Origin of the sequence: Bradyrhizobium sp. 1(2017), from assembly GCF_011602485.2 — a bacterium.
GTDB lineage: Bacteria > Pseudomonadota > Alphaproteobacteria > Rhizobiales > Xanthobacteraceae > Bradyrhizobium.
In genome coordinates this window covers 493,637-511,003 of the sequence record NZ_CP050022.2, presented here as the reverse complement: position 1 = coordinate 511,003, position 17,367 = coordinate 493,637, and the positions used below count along the sequence as shown (strand labels likewise).

Sequence of the window (17,367 nt, the reverse complement as noted above, 5' to 3'; positions counted from 1 at the left end):
TGTCTCCTGATCCCTGTCCTGCTTACGCCGCTGCCCGGCTCAGCTCGGAGGCGCCGGCGGCGCCCGCGGTCTGCTCCTTCAGCGCCGCGATCAGACCGGGACGGTCGAACTTGGCGACATAGTCGTGGAAGCCGGCCTGACGGCCGCGCTCGATCGCCGCCGGCGACACCAGGGCGGACAGGCCGATGATCGGCATCGCGCCCAGATTGTTGTCCGAGCGGATCACTTCCGCGAACTCGAACCCGTTCATGTCGGGCATCTCGATGTCGGTCAGCACCACGTCGAAGCTCTGCGCGCGCAGCGCAGCCAGGCCCTCCTGCGCGGTCGGCGCGGTGCGGACGCGGTAGCCGGCCGCCTTCAGCACCGGCGCCAGCATGTTGCGGAAGAACGCTGAGTCGTCGACCAGCAGCACCGACTGCGAGTGCAGCGACGGCTTCATCTCCTTGCGGGTGAACCAGTCGGCGAACGCCATCGGCAGGAAGTGGCCGACGTCGATCACCTCGGTGGCCTGACCCTTGATCACGGCCGAGCCCAGAATGCCCTGGCTGGAGCCGCCGACCTCGATGTTGAGCCGTTCCTCGACGATGTCGATGATCTCGTCGACGACGAGCCCCATGGAGCGGCCGTCATCGGCGAACACCAGGATCGGCTGGGCGCCCTGGCTGGCAATGGTGACGCCCTCCATGGCGACGAGCGGCATCAGCTGCTCGCGGTACTGCACCATGTAGCGGCCGTTGGAGAACTCGATCTTGTCGGCGGGCAGCTCTTCCAGGCGGGTGACGAGCCCGAGCGGGACCGCCTTGGGCTGCGACGAGCCGGCGCGGAAGACGAGAAGCGAAGTGGTCTGCTCGCCCGATCCGATGTGATGCGCGCCGTTCTCGTCGCCCATGTCATGGGCCGAGGAGCCGGCGGCGCCGAGCGCCTTGGCGATGCCGTTGGGGTCGATGATCATGATCACCGCGCCATCGCCCAGGATGGTGTTGCCGGAGAACATGTCGATGTGACGCAGCTTGGTCGACATCGGCTTGACCACGATTTCTTCGGTGTGGAACACGCCGTCGACGACGATGCCAAAGGTCTGGCTGCCGACCTGGGTCACCACGATGAAGCCGTTCTCGGGATCGGATGCGGCGCCGTCGTCGATCTTGAGCAGCTTCTTGAGGTGGATCAGCGGCAGCAGCTTGTTGCGCAGGCGGAGGACCGCGGTGTCCTTGATGCGCTCGATGCGGTGCTCGGAGTTGGCGCGGGCGCGCACCAGCTCGACCACCGAGAGCTGCGGGATGGCGAAGCGGTCGCCGGCAGCTTCCACGATCAGGGCCGAGACGATGGCCAGGGTCAGCGGGATCTTGATGGTGACGGAGCTTCCCTCGCCAGCCACGCTCTTGATGTCGATGGTGCCGCCGATCTGGTCGATATTGGTGCGGACCACGTCCATGCCGACGCCGCGGCCCGAGACCGAGGTGATGGCGGCCGCGGTCGAGAAGCCGGGCGCGAAGATGAACTTGTGGATCTGGGCCTCGCTCATCTTCTCGAGCTCGGCCTCGGTGACGAGGCCTGACGAGATCGCCTTGGCCTTGATCTTCTCGGTGTTGAGGCCCCTTCCGTTGTCGGCGATGCAGATGATGATGTGGCCGCCCTCGTGATAGGCGGACAGGCGAATGGTGCCCTGCTCGCCCTTGCCGGAGGCGAGACGCTCGGCGGGGGTCTCGAGGCCATGATCGGCGGAGTTGCGCACCATGTGGGTGAGCGGGTCCTTGATCAGGTCGAGCACCTGGCGGTCGAGCTCGGTGTCGGCGCCGTGCATCTCCAGCTCGATCTGCTTGCCGAGTTCGCTAGAGAGGTCGCGGACGATGCGGGGCAGCTTCTGCCAGGCATTGCCGATCGGCTGCATGCGCGTCTTCATGACGCCCTCCTGCAGCTCGGCGGTGACGTTGGACAGGCGCTGCAGCGGCACCTTGAACTCGGTGTCCTCGTTGCGGCGGGAGATCTCCAGCAGCTGGTTGCGGGTCAGCACCAGCTCGGAGACCATGGTCATCAAATGCTCCAGCGTGTCCACGTTGACGCGGATCGACTGGTTGGCGATGCTGGCACCTTCGCCGGCATTCTCGTCGGCCATCGACTTCTTCGGCGCGGCCTTTTCCTTGGCGGGTTTTGCAGCCTCCTTGGCAGCCTCCTTGGCGGCCGGAGCTTCAGGCGCGGGCTCGGCTTTGGCAACGGGGGCCGGGGCCGGCGCTTCGATCGCGGTCTCGCGGAAGGCGCGCTCGAGCTCGTCGAGCGAGACCTCGCCCGGACGCAAGGGACGCTCCAGCGTCTGCTCGATCAGCGTGCCCGTGGTCATCTCCTTGGCGGGCGCGGTAGCCGGGGCCTCCGGCACCAGCGGCGGGGCTTCGGCAACGGGAGCGGCGGCACTTCCAGCCGCCATCGGCTGCGCCGAGCCTGACGCGATCGGCGAAGCCGACGCTGACATTGCCGCCATGCCCTGCTCGACCATCGCTTCCAGCTTGTCGATGAGATCGCGGTCGTTGCCCTCGGGCTCGGCTTCGGTGGCCTCGAGGCCTGCGAGGATCTCCTTGATGCGGTCGATCGAGGACAGGATCACCGTCACCGCCTGCCCGGTCACCGGCATGCCGTCACGGAATTTGCCCATCAAGGTCTCGCCGGCATGCGCCAGCGCCTCCAGTCGCGGCAGGCCGAGGAAGCCGCAGGTACCCTTGATGGTGTGGACGAGGCGGAAGATGTTATCCAGGATCTTGGCGTTGTTCGGCTCCTGCTCGAACTTCACCAGCTGATTGTCGACGGTGTCCAGGCTCTCGCTGGTCTCCGTCAAAAACTCCCGCAACAGATCATCCATGAGCTACGCCTTACTGAAATGGACTCGCGCCAGAGCCTCGCCTGGAATCCACGGAAGCCCTCTCTTGGATCGTTAGACATCCCCTTTCACGGTCCCGTTAATTTCATCCTCCGTGCTACTACGGATATTGAAGACAAGTTTGCCGTTCGGCTGCATACGATGCGCTTTTCGTCAAAACCGGCGCCGCGCCGCGACCGGAAAGGACGAGGCAGATGCGCCGATAACGGCCCGGCGGTGCGCGCGAGAAAGTGCTGCGCGCAAAGGGCGATAGCCTCGGCCTGCGTGGAGTGGGATGGAGCCGCCCGCAATCGCGGGCTATTCGGCGACCCTCGCGTCGCGCTTTGCGAGATCCGCAAAGTTCGCGTCTTGGGTAAATGAACGGTTACTTCGTCGCTGCTGCGGCCCGTGCCGCGCTAACCCAGCCGCGCCGACGAAAGCATCTCGGCATCGGGACGATGCGCCGCCAGGCAATCGTTGATGGCGGCGAGCAATGCGAGCGGCGTGAACGGCTTGCGCAGGCAGCGTACGGCGCCGAGCTCCAGCGCCATCCGGAGCAAATCGGGCGCGGGCGAATTCAGATCTGCAAAAGCGTAGCCCGACATCGCGATCAGCGGAGTGGCGGGCGCGCGCTCGCGGAGGATCCGGACTAATTCGAAGCTGCGCATATGCGGCATGAAGATATCGATGATCATCAGGTCGAACTGTTAATGTTCGAGGGCCCGCAATCCGGCTTCACTTCCCTCGGCGATCGTCACCCGGAAATTGTTGCGCTGGAGATAGATCTCGATGGCCATGCACACCATCGGGTCGTCGTCGACAACGAGGATATGGCGCAGATCCTCCCTTCCCGCTCGAGCGTCCCGTTTCGACAATTCAATCATCGAGCCGTGAAGCACGCCCTTCTCCTCTGGTTTCGGTCGAAATGCATGGTCGCCAACATCGTTGGCGGCGCCTGAGAAACGAAGGCGATGGACGCAAGCGCCGCGGCCATGTGACGCCTTGCTTGGGAGCAAGGTTGGATGGCTGTCGTCACTTGTCCGATGCACGAGAATGCGCAGGTCGACCGCGTCCGATCGGAGCACGGATGCAATGCTTCCGGCTCCTAAAGGGCACTCTTGCCGCTTATTCCTGCACGCCCTCCACGAACCGCTATACAGGCAATGATACAACCTTTACAATATAATTTGTTTACACGCAACTTCATGGCGAGGGAGGACGAACAAAGGCGCGATTGATCTGTATGTCCCGTCAGCGGCCGTCCGCCCAACCAATTTCCGCCAGTGCTCGACGTCTCAGGATTTCGATCAGCTGCGCCCAGCGTGGAGCCTCGCGGAATGGTCAGGGCAGCTGTCTTGGGGGAGGAGGCTGCCGTAACTGATCTGCTTCGAGGGACGGATCGAATTCGCCCACGATCGACTTGTCCACGGACAAATAGCCGGGCTTGCGGTGCTGGACCGTGACGGCGTCATGGCTGACAGGAAGCTTCGGGGCAGGCGGACTGCTCACCGACGTGCACACGACACGCCGCACCCGGACATATTGTCCCAATTGCCAATATATCCCGGCGTGAACATGATGGAACCTACTCGCGCAGGGAGCGATTGCACTTGCCGCGACCCGCTGGTGCAAAAAGACGGGAGACAGTCTTGGAAACGATGGTACGCCCAGCCAACGGTTTCCTGTCCACGCTGTTGCCAGACGACTATGACCTGATCCGCCCGTACCTGCGCACGGTCGATTTGCCCCATGACGCGGTGCTGGTGGAAGCCGGCGAGACGCTCCAGCGCGCCTACTTTCCCCACCGCGGCGTCATCTCGCTGGTGGTGAAGCTCACCAAGGGCGAGCATGTCCAGGTCGCGATGATCGGTCGCGACAGCCTGCTCGGGACGCTCTCGACCATGGGCGATGCATGCGCGCTGAACACCGCCATCGTGCTGGTCCCCGGGGTCGCCTCCGTCATGGATCTCGACCGGCTGCGCGGCGCCGCCGAGCAGAGCGGCAGCCTGCGCACCTTGCTCACGCGCCACGGCCTCGCGGTCTACGCGCAGGTCCAGCAGACCGCGGGCTGCAACGCTGCCCATCCCGTCGAGGCGCGGCTGTCGCGTTGCCTGCTGCACACCCATGACCTCTCGGGCGACTCCCGCCTGCTGCTGACCCAGGAGGCCATGGCGCAGATGATCGGGGCGCGGCGCAACAGCGTGTCGCTGGTCGCCAACACCCTGCAGCAGGCCAACTTCATCAACTACAGCCGCGGACACATCCAGCTCGTGAACCTGGACGGCCTGCGCCAGACCGCCTGCGAATGCTACGCGGCCGTGAAGGCGCAGTACGACCGGCTGCTCGGCCCGCGCTGACCGGCAGCCATGGTAAACCGGCGGCGAATGCCCATGCGCAAACACGAACCGTCCTGCTCGCAGAACTGAAAGCCCGATGCCATAGACACGGGCTGCCTCGCATCGATCCCGCGCGCGGCATCCTGATCAAGGCAGGCGAGGCCATGTTTGAAGTCACCGTCGCACCGGCGCAGCACGTGCTCGATTGCGCGCCCGCGCGCGACCCGAGGGCTTACGCGGCACTGGTGCGGGAGATCGGCGAGGACGGGGCCGGCGAGGTGCGCGCCGTGTTCTGGAGCGAGACCTGCGCGCGCCTGCAACTGTTCCGCGCGCTTTCGCGCGAGCCGCACGCCGCCAGGATGGCGCGCGAGGCACATTCGCTGAAGAGCGCGGCCGGCACTTTCGGCTATGCCAGGCTGGCGGCGCTGGCGCTGCGGCTGGAGACGTCGGCCGAGACGCTTCGCGGAACCGAACTCTGCGAACTCCTGGACCTGATGGAGGCCGCCTACGCCGCGGCGCGATCGCAGGAGCCGCAAGGCTAGATTGCAAGACCGGATTGCAAGACCGGATCACAAGGCCGGGATCTCGTCTTCGCGCTTCCTTCCCGCGCAAAACGCTCCATCTACCCGCGCGTGTATATCCGCCGTACTTCTACGGTTTGGGATTTTCACAGATGGCTAATCATAGGTGGCGATAGTCGCCGGAAACCAGGAGGGTTTCCATGTTCACCTACGAGACCGCGGACCAGAAAGAGGTCCGTCGCTTCCGTATCGCTCAGTTCAACGGCCGGATGGCGACGGTCAAGTCTGGCGAATCGACGGTGACCGGCTTCGTGCGTTCGGTGCTGGAGCAGGAATCGAGCATGCCGACGCGCTGGATCATCACGATCATCCCGAACGCGCCGAAAGAAGAGATCAGGCCGCTGCGGCCCACATCGCGGGCGCGTCCGTTCGCCGAAGACTATTTCTGAGTCCATCGGCTGTCGCCCGGGGCCACACTGCCGGCCGGGCGCAATGCAATCATCAATCTCACTCGATCGAATGCAGCAGCGCCGCGCGGACGAGGTCCGCGGTGTTGCGCGCACCGAGCTTGCGCATCGCCTCGGCGCGGTGGCTTTCGAACGTGCGCGGGCTGATCTGCATCCGAAGCGCGCCCTGCTTGTTCGAATAACCTTCACTGATCAGCCTCAGCACCTCGCGCTCGCGCTTGGTCAGCCGCTTCTGACCGGACAGGCCGAGCAGTTCGGCGCTCGGCACGCGCTGCGGCGGCGGCATGCGAACGGTCCGGGCCTCAATGTCCTCGGCCCCGGATGGGCTCGGCAGGCCGTTCTTGTGAGAACCGGCCAGCTGCTTGACGAGGCCGCAGACGCGCTCGGTCTGCGCCAGCGCATTCTCCACCACGCGCTGCAAATAGGCCCGGTCGCCGGTGACGGGCGCGAGCTGATCGCTGTGATGCTTGATCTCGCCCATGTAGAGCAGGAGCGCAGTCAGGGGGCCATTCAGCTCGCGGGCAATGGCGGCGGCCATTTCGTCTGCAGCTTTGGCACGGACGGCATTCAGGCGGACGAAATCGAGCTCTTCAACTGGAGCAACGCTGCTTTCGTACCATTCCGACGGCCGCGAATCGGTGGCCGTATCATTCTGTGACGCCATGTCACTCGTTTACCGGAACCGGGCGGGGTCTGTAGTTAACTTTTTGCTCCGTAAGACTACGGTGATTTCGGCAGCTTTGCGCTAAATCCACGGCATCGGCACAATTTGTGCCTGCGCGAAGCTGTCCTCGACCATGCAAGGGTTGAGATTCCCGCTCAATCCCTGCGTGGATGGCGCGAAATTGCTTAACCGCCGCCCGCGTCCACGGCCGCCCCCCCCCCGGATTTTACGGATTAATTAACGGCGACTTGCTTCTCTAAAGGAGTTGAGAGCGCGCAAATGCCTCCACGCATGGGTCTCTTGGGCCTGCGGGAAACGCTGCGGAAGATTGCGTGCCATGGACGAGATCGATCGGCTGTCGAAATTCCTGCAGAGGCTGACGCCGCTGTCGCGCAGCTGTCTGCTCAGTGAGCTGGAGCGGCTCGAACTGTGCGGCATCGACATGCCAGGCTCGGCCGACGTCCAAGCCCGCCTGCGCGCCGAGTTTCGCAAGGACGGATCGACTCACGCCCGCGCAACCAGCCCCTCACGCTATTTCTTCGCGCCACTCGAACTGCTGCTGATCGACGGCGCGCCCGAGCATGCCAATATGGGGCGGATCTCGCGCAACACCCTCACCCCGATCTGGGAATGGATCTGCCGCGACCTGCTGCCGACCATGGCGCGCGACTACATCAAGGCGATCAACGACCAGGTCGCCGCCAACAACCCGAAGGAAGTGCAAAAGATCGCGTCGGCCTTCCAGATCAAGGTCGTCAAGGTCCTCGAGAACACCCTCGCCTCGTCCGAGAGCGCCGAGCTCGCGCGCGGCAAGCTTGCGCAGTACACGGCATCGCGCAGCGCCTTCGACGACGTGCGGAAGATGCAGCAAGTGCTGCGCGCCGGCGATGCGCTGCCGAAGTTCAACGAAAAACTGCCCGAGAAGATCGCCAAATTCGACGACGGCCAGGTCGCCCAGATCACCGCGCAACTCGATGCGCTCAAGAAGGCCCATCCCGAGGCGCTGCCCTTCGCGCTTGCGCTGGTGGCGAGGCGCCTGAAGACGCCCTGGCAATTGGTGCGCCTCGCCACCAACCCCGCCGCGAGCAAGAGCACCGCAGACGTCGCCGCCGCGCCCTATGCCTGCGTCGTTCCCATGGTGCTCGACCGGCTCGACGACAAGCGCCTCGCGCTTCGGATCGCGCTCCGGCTCAACCGCGTCCTGGTCGCGCGCGACCTGCTCGCCGAGATCTACGACACCGAATATGCGCTCAAGGTCCGCATCGACGGCATCGAGCATTGCGAATGGGGTATTCGCCTCCAGCAATTGATGGACGCGATCCAGGCGCTGGTGTCCGCCGAGGTCAGCCGCTTCCCCGCCAATGTCGGCCACATCCTAGGATCGCGCCGGCTGCGCAACCACGACACGCTCGGCGGCAAGCTGGCCCAGCTCGCCTGGAAGGGACGCGACGCGATGCAGGACGGCGCGGCCGCGTTTCGCAAATTGATCGGGCAGACCTGAGAGCGCGTTATGCGCGAGGCAAATAGGCCCGTCGATGAAAGCCCTTCCCGGCGCGCGAGCGGATCATGCGCTAATGCGCGCGCGGCAGGCACAGGAAGCGATCGAGAAATCGCCCCGACAGCACGAATCTGAACCACCAATGCATCACTCGCCGCGTCGTCATCGCTGTAATCCTCGACAGCCCACCACCGGCTGTGCGGAGCAATAGCGCAGCCGCCGCAATGCACATGTGATCTGCTTCACATTCGCGTCGTCGGGCGCGGACGCAGTGTCGCAGCACCGCCGCGAGCGAAAGAGGCCCATGCGCGCATCGCGCGAAACAGGTTTCTCGATCCTAGCCGTCGCCCCTCTCCTGCGGCGAGAAGCGACCGCAACAAGGCCGGGATGAGATCGAGCCGGCGGACAGTCACGATGATGACGTGCTCGCGAGCACGCTCGCTCTCGCAGCGAGCGCCCCCGCAAGGCGGTCGGCATCGCGCAACACGAAAAAGCCGTCGGAAATTAACTCCCCGACAGCCCCATCATCACACTGCAGAACCGCTCCGCTGCATCGCTCCAGCCCGTCCGCCGACAAGCCGAGCAGCCGTCGATCGCACGCGCGGAATTTCCGCATGCGCCGGCTGTCGTTGCGCGTGCGGTGCCGGAGTATGCGACGAGTTTTCGAGGAAACTACTGACAAATTAGCTCGAATTGCAGGGCTTAACGTTACTCAAATAATTCAACAACGACGTGAAGCTCTCCTTATTTGAACCCACGCTCAGCGTTTAAGAAAACGTCACGGAACGGGAGTGGTGTTGATGAACGATGGGATTGTTGAACTCGTCGGACGAAGGCCTGTGACCTTCGGACGGCGAAAGGTGACGCCGCGCGCCTGCGTGGCCGACAGCAAGCGTCACTTGCGCGCCTTCCTCAGCGAGGTGCTCGAGGATCTTGGCTTCGTCACCAGCGAATGCGCCAGCGCGGACGAGCTGCAGAGCGTGCTCACCTCGGAATTGCCGGACCTGATCCTGCTCGGCGTTGCCACCGACGGCATCGAGCCGGGGCGATTCCTGGAGATATTGGTGCGCGAGGGCTTCGCCGGAAAAGTTCTGGCGGTCGGCGCCCGGGAGTCGATCATCGTCAGGGCCGTGCGGCAGGTCGGCGAGGAATATGGCCTTGCGATGCTGCCGCCGCTGACCACGCCCTTCGCCGCGGAGACGCTGCGCGAGCGTGTCGCGATGCTGCTGCCGGACGAGCCGGCGCCGAGCCCGGCCGTGCATGTCGGCGAAGCCCTGCATGCCGGCTGGCTGGAGCTCTGGTACCAGCCCAAGATCGACGCGCGCACGCTGGTCCGCAGCGGCGCCGAGGCGCTGGTGCGCATGCGCCATCCGACCTGGGGCGTGGTGCCGCCGGCCTATTTCATTCCCGAGGAGCACGATCCGCATCTGCGCGACCTCTCGGAATTCGTGATCGATCGCGCCATGCAGGACTGGCACTACCTGCTGGAGCAGCAGAGCCCGGTCGATCTCTCGATCAACCTGCCTGCGTCCTATCTGAAGGAGCCGCACGCGGTGCGCGATCTCTGCCGCCGCGTGCCGACGCATCCGGCCTTCGGCGGACTGACGGTCGAGATCGACAGTGAGGAGGCCATCGGCGAACTCGATCTTCTGACCGAGGTCGCGCGCGAGGTCGGCCTGCACAATATCGGCCTGTCGATCGACAATCTCGGCGCGAATTGGCCGTCGCTGATGGGCCTGGACAAGATCCCCTTCGTCAAGCTGAAGGCCGATCGGCAGTTCGTCACCGGCAGCGGCGGTGACCGGCTGAAGCGCACGGTGTGCCGTCACATCGTCGAGCTGGCGCAAGGCTACGGCGCGCGCGCGATCGCCCAGGGCGTCGAGAGCCGCGCCGATCTCGTCGCCGCGAACGAGCTCGGCTTCGATCTCGTGCAGGGCTTTCTGTTCGGCAAGCCGATGCCGCTGAAGAAATTTGCAAGGAGCACGCTGACGAGGACCGTGATGGGGAGCGCGTGAGGGGGCGGCCTCACGCGTACCGCCACGCGACGACCACGAGCGTGGTCGCCGCGGTCACGTCCAGGGAAAGCCGGTGCCGCTAGCGACAGACCCAGGCGCCGTTGACCAGCACCCGGGCGCAGGTCGGCGCCGCTACGGCGGCTCCTGCGGCTGCTGCACCGACGGCCGCTCCACCGACGACGGCACGGCGCGTGGTTCGCCGGGCGACGCCAGCGACACTCGCCGGGGTCGCCGGTCGCCCGACGCGAGCCTCTGCGCTCTGAACCGACAATGAAAGACCGTCCTCCGGCGACCACTTCACCGAGCTCGTGGATGCGCAGAGAATAACGGCGCCGGCCAACCAAAGATGAGTTCCGTGTCGCATGACGTCCTCCTTCGCTCCAGTTTCTGACCAATCTATTTCGCGTTTCGATTCTTGCTCGCGCCCTTGAGAGGTGCCGAGGGCGGCGGGTTCGTCACGCCGGCAGCCTGAATACAAGAGAGAAGATCAACGTAGCTTTGAGCGTAGGCGACTGACGTGACTTCGGCTTCGCAGCGATCCCTGACAGCACCGGCATTTGCCGTCCAGAGGGCGACAAGCTGCTGCTGGGCATCCGTTTCATCGCTCATGCATTTTTCGAGACTCTGCCCCAGAACGATTCCGTTCGCCTTGTCATCAGCCACTGTCGCCTTGCACAGGGACTCCACGTTCAAATGGGGAACGCGATCAGAAACGGGCACTGCCAATGGGCCCCCGAGGAGTGCCGCCGACAACAGCGCAACCTTCATCCTGACCTCCTCTGGTCCTGCCAAATCTGAGCTGCTTCCACTGCGGCCCTCGGGTGGCTGGTGCCCTTGCGGATCAGCTGCTCGCAACCCTCCTGACGGGGGGCGGAGACCATGTGCCGTTGATGATCGAAGGCGCCTTCTCGTTCGGCCAATACATGCGCAGCATCAGAACGAACTTGCCGGCGGGTGCGGGCAGCCAATTCGACTCCTTGTCCGCTCCCGGCGAGTCCTTCTGGATATAGAGGTCGATCGTACCGTCCGGATTGGGCTTGAGCTTCTGACGGGCACTGATCGAATATCGGTTGATCGGATTGTCGACGAAGAAGTACTTATCGTCGTACATCGTCAGCGACCAGAAGCCGCCGACAGGAGGCAGCTGCCCCTTCGGGAAGCGCATCACATATTTGTTGCTGCCTTCGTAATCCCTGCCATCCGCGTCCTTCCGCGACGTCGGGTAGCAGGCATCCTGAATGCGGTTGGCACCGAGTCCGATGGCTGTGACCAGGGCGCGGTTGAGATAATCAGTGCCGTAAACGCCGGTCTGCGTGTCGAATGCCCAGCCGTTGGTGTTCCTGATGGCCTTGTTGACCTTGAACTGGATCATGATGCGGTCGAACGCGACCTGCGGGATGCGCTTCGCAAACGCAACGTCGAGCTTGCTGGCATCAAAATCCTTGCCCGGAACGAGGCCGATCTTCGCGAATTTGGCGACCTCGGCGGCGTCGGCGGCCGCGGGCGGATTCCGTTTCATCAGTTCAGCCAGAAGGCTGAAATAGGCAGCGGCGTCCATGCGGTTGACCTGCTCGCGCACCGCGGTCTTCATATCGGTCGACGGATCGACCTTGCCGGGTGGAGGCGTGTAGGATTTCCCGTATGCGCTAAGGGGGAAGAGCTTGCACTCGTCCTGAGCGGCATGCACCGCTGCATAGTCCTCGGGTGTGCCGGTGCAGTAAATGCGACCCAGTATCCACACGATACTGGTGGGCGATTTATATTCCTTCACGCCAACGGGCAGTGTGCCTTTCCAACCAGGCCCGGTGATCGCGTAGGTCTGCGCCTTGGTGCCTGTCGTGCGCTTGCCCGGGACCTGGAATACATTTGTCCAGCCATCAAGCATCGGGAACAGGAAATAGCGGTCCTTCATATCGGGAATGGCGACGACCCAAGGCTCGTCTCCCACGTCGACCCACGCCGAGGTGTAGAGCGTATCCGCATTCGGAGCCGTCACATCCCTGAAGCTTGCGTCGGGATAGGAGCGCAGCTTGATGAACTGTCCCATGGGCCCGCGCGTGCCCTCGACGGAAGCCATATTGGTCATGACCCGCCGCGTCATCTCCATTGTCACGAGGGGATAGCCAAAGACGTAAGCGTCGGTGGCAAGCCAGAAGTCCTCGCCGCCTTCGATCGCGCTCAACAAAGGACCGTCGTAGTCCGCTCGGCCGACCGAGAGTGAAAGCGCCGAGATCGCGCTTCCCAAACCGGCAGACAAGAGGTTTCGACGACTAATGTTCATGATGCTACTCCCAAAGCTGCTCTGATCCCGAGAGTTCAATTGACTATGGACACTCGGACAATGATGGGCGGATTTCTGTCAGTCGAGGCGAGGATACCGATCGCTGTCCCACCAGCGAAACCCAGGAGGAGACCGACCATGCAAACATGTAACAGTCAGCGCGAGGTGGGCGCACGTGATGTATCGAGGAGATAAATCCCCTCATCCAGTGAGACACCGCGCGCTGGAACAGACGTTGATCTAGATCAACACGGGTGGTCCCGAATGCCTGGTCAGGGATTGCGCTGCATCGAGCTCACGCAAACCGTCGCGCGAAGAACACGCAGACGACCACGAGCGCGGTCGCCGCGATCATGCTCCAGGCCACGGGCTCGTGCAGCAGGAAGCCGGCGAGCGCGAGACCGAAGAACGGCTGGAGCTGCTGCAACTGGCCGACACGCGCGATGCCGCCGATCGCAAGCCCGCGGTACCAGAAGATGAAACCGACGAACATGCTGAACACGGAGACGTAGGCGAGCCCGATCCAGGCTGGAGCTCCGATGCCGCTCCACGTCGACGGCAAAGTCCAGACCGCGACCGGCACCATCAGCGGCAGCGCGAGCAACAGCGCCCAGGAGATCACCTGCCAGCCGCCGAGGCGGCGCGACAGCGCGGCGCCTTCGGCATAGCCGAGCCCGCACAGAACGATCGCGGCCAACATCAGGAGATCGCCGGCAAGCGAGGCCGCGCCGCCATTCGACAGGGCGAAGCCCGCCACCGTGGCGCTGCCGAGGACGGCGAAAAACCAGAACAAGGGCTTCGGCCGCTCGCCGCCGCGCAGCACGGCAAAGATCGCGGTCGACAGCGGCAACAGGCCGATGAAGACGATCGAGCGGGCCGAGGTGATGTGCTGAAGCGCGAGCGCGGTCAGCAAGGGGAAGCCGACCACGACGCCCAGCGACACGATGGTGAGCGAGGCGAGATCCCCGCGCTGCGGCCGCGCCTGCCGCAGCAGGCCGAGCACGGCGACGCCGATCAGCGCCGCGATCACCGCGCGCGCGGACGTCAGGAACAGCGCGGAGAAGCCGCCGACCGCCACGCGCGTCGCCGGAAGCGAGCCGCTGAAGATGATGACGCCGAGAAGCCCGTTGCCCCAGCCGCTGCCCGCAGATTGCATGTCCGTTCCGCTTGTCTAAAGCGCGACGAGATCAGGATGAATCGTCATCGCGCTTTAGGTCGTTGTTCGAGCATGATCTTTTCGGAAAACCGCTGCACACTTTTCCGGATCATGCTCTAACGGCGATCCTCGCCGTTCGGCGATGGCAAGACCAGCGACAATCCCGTACAATCCAACAAAACTGTATGGGTATGGAAGGCAATACAGCTTGGACGGCGAGACGCAAATCAAGGGACGGGGCGGAACGCGGACCGTGGACGTGATGAGCGCGATCCGCGCCAAGGTTGCCGCACGTGCGCTCAACAGCGGCGACCGCCTGCCGTCGATCCGAAGCCTTGCGGCGACGATGGGGGTTTCGCCGTCCACCATCGTCGAGGCCTATGACCGCCTGGCTGCGGAAGGGCTGATCCGCGCCCGTCGCGGCTCGGGCTTCTACGTTGCGCCGACGATCATGCCGCCGCTTGCGCTGGCCGAGGTCGAGCCGCGCCGCGACCGGGCAGTCGATCCGTTCTGGGTCTCGCGGCAGTCGCTCGACGCCGATGCTGCCGTGCCGAAGCCTGGCTGCGGCTGGCTGCCTCCGGAGTGGATGCCGGAAGCCGCGCTCCGACGCGCCACCCGCGCGCTGGCTCGCATCGAGGCCGATGTGCTCACCAATTACGGCAGCACGCGCGGCGCGATGGCGCCGCGCCGGCTGCTGCTCGCGCGCCTTGCCGACGATGCGATCGAGGCGTCGGTCGACCAGCTCATGCTGACGGGATCGGGCACGCAAGCGACCGATTTGATCTGCCGCTTCCTGCTCCGTCCTGGCGACACGGTGCTGGTCGACGATCCCTGCTACTTCAATTTCCGTGCGTTGCTGCGGGCGCATCAGGCCAGGATCGTCAGCGTGCCCTACACGCCCACGGGGCCGGACGTGGCGCGCTTCGAGCAGGTCCTCGGCAGCGAGCGGCCGCGGCTCTACATCACCAATTCGGCCCTGCACAACCCGACCGGCGCGACGCTGTCGCTGCAGACCGCGCACCGGCTGCTGACCGCGGCCGCCGCGCACGACCTCACCATCATCGAGGACGACATCTTCGGCGACTTCGAGCCGGAGCGCTCGCCGCGCCTTGCCGCGCTGGACGGGCTCAATCGAGTGATCCGCACCGGCAGCTTCTCCAAGACGCTGTCGGCCTCGGTGCGCTGCGGCTACATCGCAGGGCGAGCCGACTGGATCGAGCATCTCGTCGACCTCCAGGTCGCAACCAATTTCGGCGGGCCGAGCCCGGTCGCATCCGAGATCATCGCCAAGGTGCTGGCCGGCGGCAGCTATCGCAAGCACATGGACGAGCTCCGGCAGAAGCTCACGCGCACGCGCCGCGACGTCGCGCGAAAACTTCAGGCGCTGGGCATCGAGCCCTGGCTGATGCCGCGCGGCGGCTTCTTCCTGTGGTGCCGCCTCACGGGCGGACAGGATGCCTCGGCCGTCGCGCGTGCTGCACTCGAAGACGATGTGGTGCTCGCGCCCGGCAACGTCTTCAGCGTGGCCCAGACGGCGCCAAGCTTCATGCGATTCAACGTGGCGCATATGAACGATGCACGTGTGTGGGAGGTGCTGCGGCGGGCGTTGAAGGCCGCACCCGGGAAGAGCGCCGCCTAGTACAACGGCTCCTCATAGACGGGCTCGCCGTCGAGCAACAGGCGCTTGATGGCGGCGCGGCCCGAGGGCAGCACCGCGGCGACGATCCGCAGCCTCTGCTGGTTGCGCGCGTCCTCGAGCTTCCTGCCCTCGCCTTCGGGCACGAAATAGCTTTCGAGGCCATATTTGATCGGCAGCTTGTCGCAGAAGCTGCGCCGGTCCTCGCCGCAGGACCCACCGTAATTGCCGACGCGGCCGCGGATCAGCACCTGGGGCGCCGTGACGGCGACGGGCCCGGCATGCACCGAGACCGCCTCGTAAACGCCATTGGCACTGGGCGCGAGCTTGACGAAGACATCGGGATGGCGCGCGTCCGCGGGCTTGCCGGCGAGCGCGCCGGCCGGCAGTTGCGAGATGTCGTAGCGGAGCACGACATAGTCGCCGCGCAGGAGATCGCGCGGATCGACCGGCTGAGTCTGCAGGGTCACCTCTCGGCCTTCGCGCAGGATCTGCATGCGATCGGCGACCATCAGGACCAGCAGCGCGCATTGAAGCAGGACTGCGATGCCGAACAGCACGGTTTTCGGAATGCGCTGCCAGAGCTTCGTGACGGAAACGGCGAGCTCGATCATCGCGCGGCCCTCGGCAGCATGCGGTTGAGCGCGGTGGCAAAGGCGACGGCGACGAGGCCGGCCGCCGCGAGGAAGGCCGAGCGGTGCAGCAGCGAGCCCTTCACGGCCCAGGTGATGCCCGCGACCACGCCGGCGATGCCGAGCCAGCCGGCGACGATGCGCGGGCGCACATCGTCGAGCATGCCAGAGACGACGAGGCACAGCATGGCGCAGAGCAGCGCGGCATAGGCGAGCCAGGGCTCGCCGGCCTCGGCAGCCGGCCAGAGCGGCGCGGCGAGCAGCACGAGCCCGATCGCGCAGCTTGCGAGGACTTCACCGGCCCGCCTTGTGATCGCCGCGGATGCCAGAGACAGGATCACCCCCGCAATCCCGCACAGGATGGCCCAGAGCGGTTGTGCCGCCACCGTGTTGGTGCGGACGCGGACGATGTCGTCGACCGTGGTCACCTCGAGGCAGGCGACGCCGGCCAGCGCAAGCGCCCCGTAGACCGACAGCACGCTGCCGAGGCGGAGCGCCCGCGGCGAGGGCGCGGCGGCGAGCGCGAGCCCCGCACCGAACACCAGGGCCGCGCCATTCGCGAGCAGGAAGGACTGCTGGGCGCCGTCGAACTCGAAGCGCAGCGAGGTCGCGATCCACCACGGCAGCAGCGCGATCGCGACAAGATGCGCCGCAACGCGCGAATTCCATGCGAAGGCCGTCGCGGCGGCGATGAGCCAGACCGCCACGAACGGCAGATGCAGGGCATCCGGCGTGTCGGTCGTCCGCATGCAGGTCCAGATCGAGGCCGCGACGAGGCCGACCGCAAGCGCGCCGCGCGAGCCGGTCAGCAGCGCGCCGGCGAACGCGCCGATCGACCACAGCAGCATGCCGCCGGCAAAGTCCTCGCCGAGATGATACATCTGGCCGACCAGCGCGATGCCCGCGCCAAAGACGACGGCGCCGATGCTGGCGCAGAGATCGGCCAGAACGAGACGGCCCCTCGCCGCGAACCATGCCCCGAGGCCGCCGGCGACGACCATGCCGGCGAGCAGGATCGCAAACCGCAAGAGCCGCGCGATCTCGGTCCAGTGCGCCGCGACGAAGGCAAGAAACGCCGCCGCGATCAAGAGGCCGCCGACGATGGCGACGACGATTGCGATGTTGATGCCGGCCGGCAGCGGCGGCAGCGCAGTGCGGATGGAGGCGGCCGCCGCCGGCGCGATCACGCCATCGGCCTCCCATTGCGCAAGATCGGCTTCGAGGCGCTGCCGGTAGGTTTTGTCGAACATCGTCCTGGGATCACCTGGCCCCCGCCGGATGGCGGGGCAATGCTAGGTCGGATCGTGCGGGAA

At 65.2% G+C, this 17,367-nt stretch carries 13 protein-coding genes and 1 pseudogene; 6 read left to right on the top strand and 8 right to left on the bottom strand.

Annotation, left to right across the window (positions count from 1 at the left end; translation table 11 throughout):
* Positions 1-22 precede the first annotated feature (22 nt).
* Both HAP40_RS02390 and HAP40_RS02385 read right to left on the bottom strand, forming a co-directional pair.
* The gene (locus tag HAP40_RS02390) at positions 23-2,851 is read right to left on the bottom strand and encodes a hybrid sensor histidine kinase/response regulator (RefSeq protein ID WP_166811118.1); all 2,829 of its coding nucleotides are present in this window, start codon (positions 2,849-2,851) and stop codon (positions 23-25) included.
* A gap of 413 nt (positions 2,852-3,264) precedes the next feature.
* Positions 3,265-3,687 (bottom strand): annotated as a pseudogene (locus HAP40_RS02385) (response regulator).
* 819 nt (positions 3,688-4,506) lie between these two features.
* On the opposite strand from HAP40_RS02385, the gene HAP40_RS02380 reads away from it, so the two are divergent.
* From HAP40_RS02380 to HAP40_RS02370, 3 genes are all read left to right on the top strand, one after another.
* Entirely contained in the window at positions 4,507-5,205 is a 699-nt protein-coding gene (locus HAP40_RS02380) for a Crp/Fnr family transcriptional regulator (protein ID WP_208024834.1), read from the top strand.
* 143 nt (positions 5,206-5,348) lie between these two features.
* On the top strand, positions 5,349-5,726 hold the full coding sequence (locus HAP40_RS02375) for an Hpt domain-containing protein (RefSeq protein WP_166811122.1): 378 nt from the start codon (positions 5,349-5,351) through the stop codon (positions 5,724-5,726).
* 179 nt (positions 5,727-5,905) lie between these two features.
* On the top strand, positions 5,906-6,154 hold the full coding sequence (locus HAP40_RS02370; RefSeq protein WP_166811124.1) for a hypothetical protein: 249 nt from the start codon (positions 5,906-5,908) through the stop codon (positions 6,152-6,154).
* Positions 6,155-6,212: 58 nt separating this feature from the next.
* On the opposite strand, the gene HAP40_RS02365 is transcribed toward HAP40_RS02370, so the two are convergent.
* The gene (locus HAP40_RS02365) at positions 6,213-6,836 is read right to left on the bottom strand and encodes a helix-turn-helix domain-containing protein (protein ID WP_166811126.1); all 624 of its coding nucleotides are present in this window, start codon (positions 6,834-6,836) and stop codon (positions 6,213-6,215) included.
* A gap of 337 nt (positions 6,837-7,173) precedes the next feature.
* On the opposite strand from HAP40_RS02365, the gene HAP40_RS02360 reads away from it, so the two are divergent.
* The gene (locus HAP40_RS02360; protein WP_166811128.1) at positions 7,174-8,337 is read left to right on the top strand and encodes a hypothetical protein; all 1,164 of its coding nucleotides are present in this window, start codon (positions 7,174-7,176) and stop codon (positions 8,335-8,337) included.
* Positions 8,338-9,134: 797 nt separating this feature from the next.
* A complete protein-coding gene (locus HAP40_RS02355; protein ID WP_166811130.1) occupies positions 9,135-10,349 on the top strand; it encodes an EAL domain-containing response regulator in 1,215 nt (404 codons plus the stop codon).
* Between the two features lie 396 nt (positions 10,350-10,745).
* Here the strand turns inward: HAP40_RS02355 and HAP40_RS02350 are convergent, their stop codons facing one another.
* The 3 genes from HAP40_RS02350 to HAP40_RS02340 form a co-directional block, all read right to left on the bottom strand.
* Positions 10,746-11,117 (bottom strand): hypothetical protein, encoded by a 372-nt coding sequence (locus HAP40_RS02350; RefSeq protein ID WP_166811131.1) that lies wholly within the window; start codon positions 11,115-11,117, stop codon positions 10,746-10,748.
* Positions 11,118-11,190: 73 nt separating this feature from the next.
* Positions 11,191-12,630, bottom strand: coding sequence for a DUF1254 domain-containing protein (locus tag HAP40_RS02345; protein ID WP_166811133.1), 1,440 nt, complete (start codon positions 12,628-12,630; stop codon positions 11,191-11,193).
* A 295-nt stretch (positions 12,631-12,925) separates the two neighbouring features.
* Positions 12,926-13,786 carry a DMT family transporter gene (locus HAP40_RS02340; protein WP_166811135.1) on the bottom strand — a complete coding sequence of 287 codons (861 nt, stop codon included), beginning with the start codon at positions 13,784-13,786 and terminating at the stop codon, positions 12,926-12,928.
* Between the two features lie 262 nt (positions 13,787-14,048).
* Here HAP40_RS02340 and HAP40_RS02335 point away from each other — a divergent pair, with 262 nt between their 5' ends.
* Positions 14,049-15,425: a PLP-dependent aminotransferase family protein gene (locus HAP40_RS02335; protein WP_246741385.1), complete on the top strand. Its 1,377-nt coding sequence runs from the start codon at positions 14,049-14,051 to the stop codon at positions 15,423-15,425.
* On the opposite strand, the gene HAP40_RS02330 is transcribed toward HAP40_RS02335, so the two are convergent.
* Positions 15,422-16,036 carry a GDYXXLXY domain-containing protein gene (locus tag HAP40_RS02330; protein ID WP_166811139.1) on the bottom strand — a complete coding sequence of 205 codons (615 nt, stop codon included), beginning with the start codon at positions 16,034-16,036 and terminating at the stop codon, positions 15,422-15,424. The two genes, HAP40_RS02335 and HAP40_RS02330, sit on opposite strands and share 4 nt — an antisense overlap.
* Positions 16,033-17,304, bottom strand: a complete 1,272-nt coding sequence (locus tag HAP40_RS02325; protein ID WP_166811141.1) for a DUF2157 domain-containing protein — start codon at positions 17,302-17,304, stop codon at positions 16,033-16,035. The genes HAP40_RS02330 and HAP40_RS02325 overlap by 4 nt, the downstream gene beginning before the upstream one ends.
* Positions 17,305-17,367 lie beyond the last annotated feature (63 nt).

What these genes read in the sequence shown, in the direction of transcription:
- HAP40_RS02390 (WP_166811118.1), bottom strand. Translation starts at nt 2,851, where the DNA reads ATGGATGATCTGTTGCGGGAGTTTTTGACGGAGACCAGCGAGAGCCTG.
- HAP40_RS02380 (WP_208024834.1), top strand. Translation starts at nt 4,507, where the DNA reads ATGGTACGCCCAGCCAACGGTTTCCTGTCCACGCTGTTGCCAGACGAC.
- HAP40_RS02375 (WP_166811122.1), top strand. Translation starts at nt 5,349, where the DNA reads ATGTTTGAAGTCACCGTCGCACCGGCGCAGCACGTGCTCGATTGCGCG.
- HAP40_RS02370 (WP_166811124.1), top strand. Translation starts at nt 5,906, where the DNA reads ATGTTCACCTACGAGACCGCGGACCAGAAAGAGGTCCGTCGCTTCCGT.
- HAP40_RS02365 (WP_166811126.1), bottom strand. Translation starts at nt 6,836, where the DNA reads ATGGCGTCACAGAATGATACGGCCACCGATTCGCGGCCGTCGGAATGG.
- HAP40_RS02360 (WP_166811128.1), top strand. Translation starts at nt 7,174, where the DNA reads ATGGACGAGATCGATCGGCTGTCGAAATTCCTGCAGAGGCTGACGCCG.
- HAP40_RS02355 (WP_166811130.1), top strand. Translation starts at nt 9,135, where the DNA reads ATGAACGATGGGATTGTTGAACTCGTCGGACGAAGGCCTGTGACCTTC.
- HAP40_RS02350 (WP_166811131.1), bottom strand. Translation starts at nt 11,117, where the DNA reads ATGAAGGTTGCGCTGTTGTCGGCGGCACTCCTCGGGGGCCCATTGGCA.
- HAP40_RS02345 (WP_166811133.1), bottom strand. Translation starts at nt 12,630, where the DNA reads ATGAACATTAGTCGTCGAAACCTCTTGTCTGCCGGTTTGGGAAGCGCG.
- HAP40_RS02340 (WP_166811135.1), bottom strand. Translation starts at nt 13,786, where the DNA reads ATGCAATCTGCGGGCAGCGGCTGGGGCAACGGGCTTCTCGGCGTCATC.
- HAP40_RS02335 (WP_246741385.1), top strand. Translation starts at nt 14,049, where the DNA reads ATGAGCGCGATCCGCGCCAAGGTTGCCGCACGTGCGCTCAACAGCGGC.
- HAP40_RS02330 (WP_166811139.1), bottom strand. Translation starts at nt 16,036, where the DNA reads ATGATCGAGCTCGCCGTTTCCGTCACGAAGCTCTGGCAGCGCATTCCG.
- HAP40_RS02325 (WP_166811141.1), bottom strand. Translation starts at nt 17,304, where the DNA reads ATGTTCGACAAAACCTACCGGCAGCGCCTCGAAGCCGATCTTGCGCAA.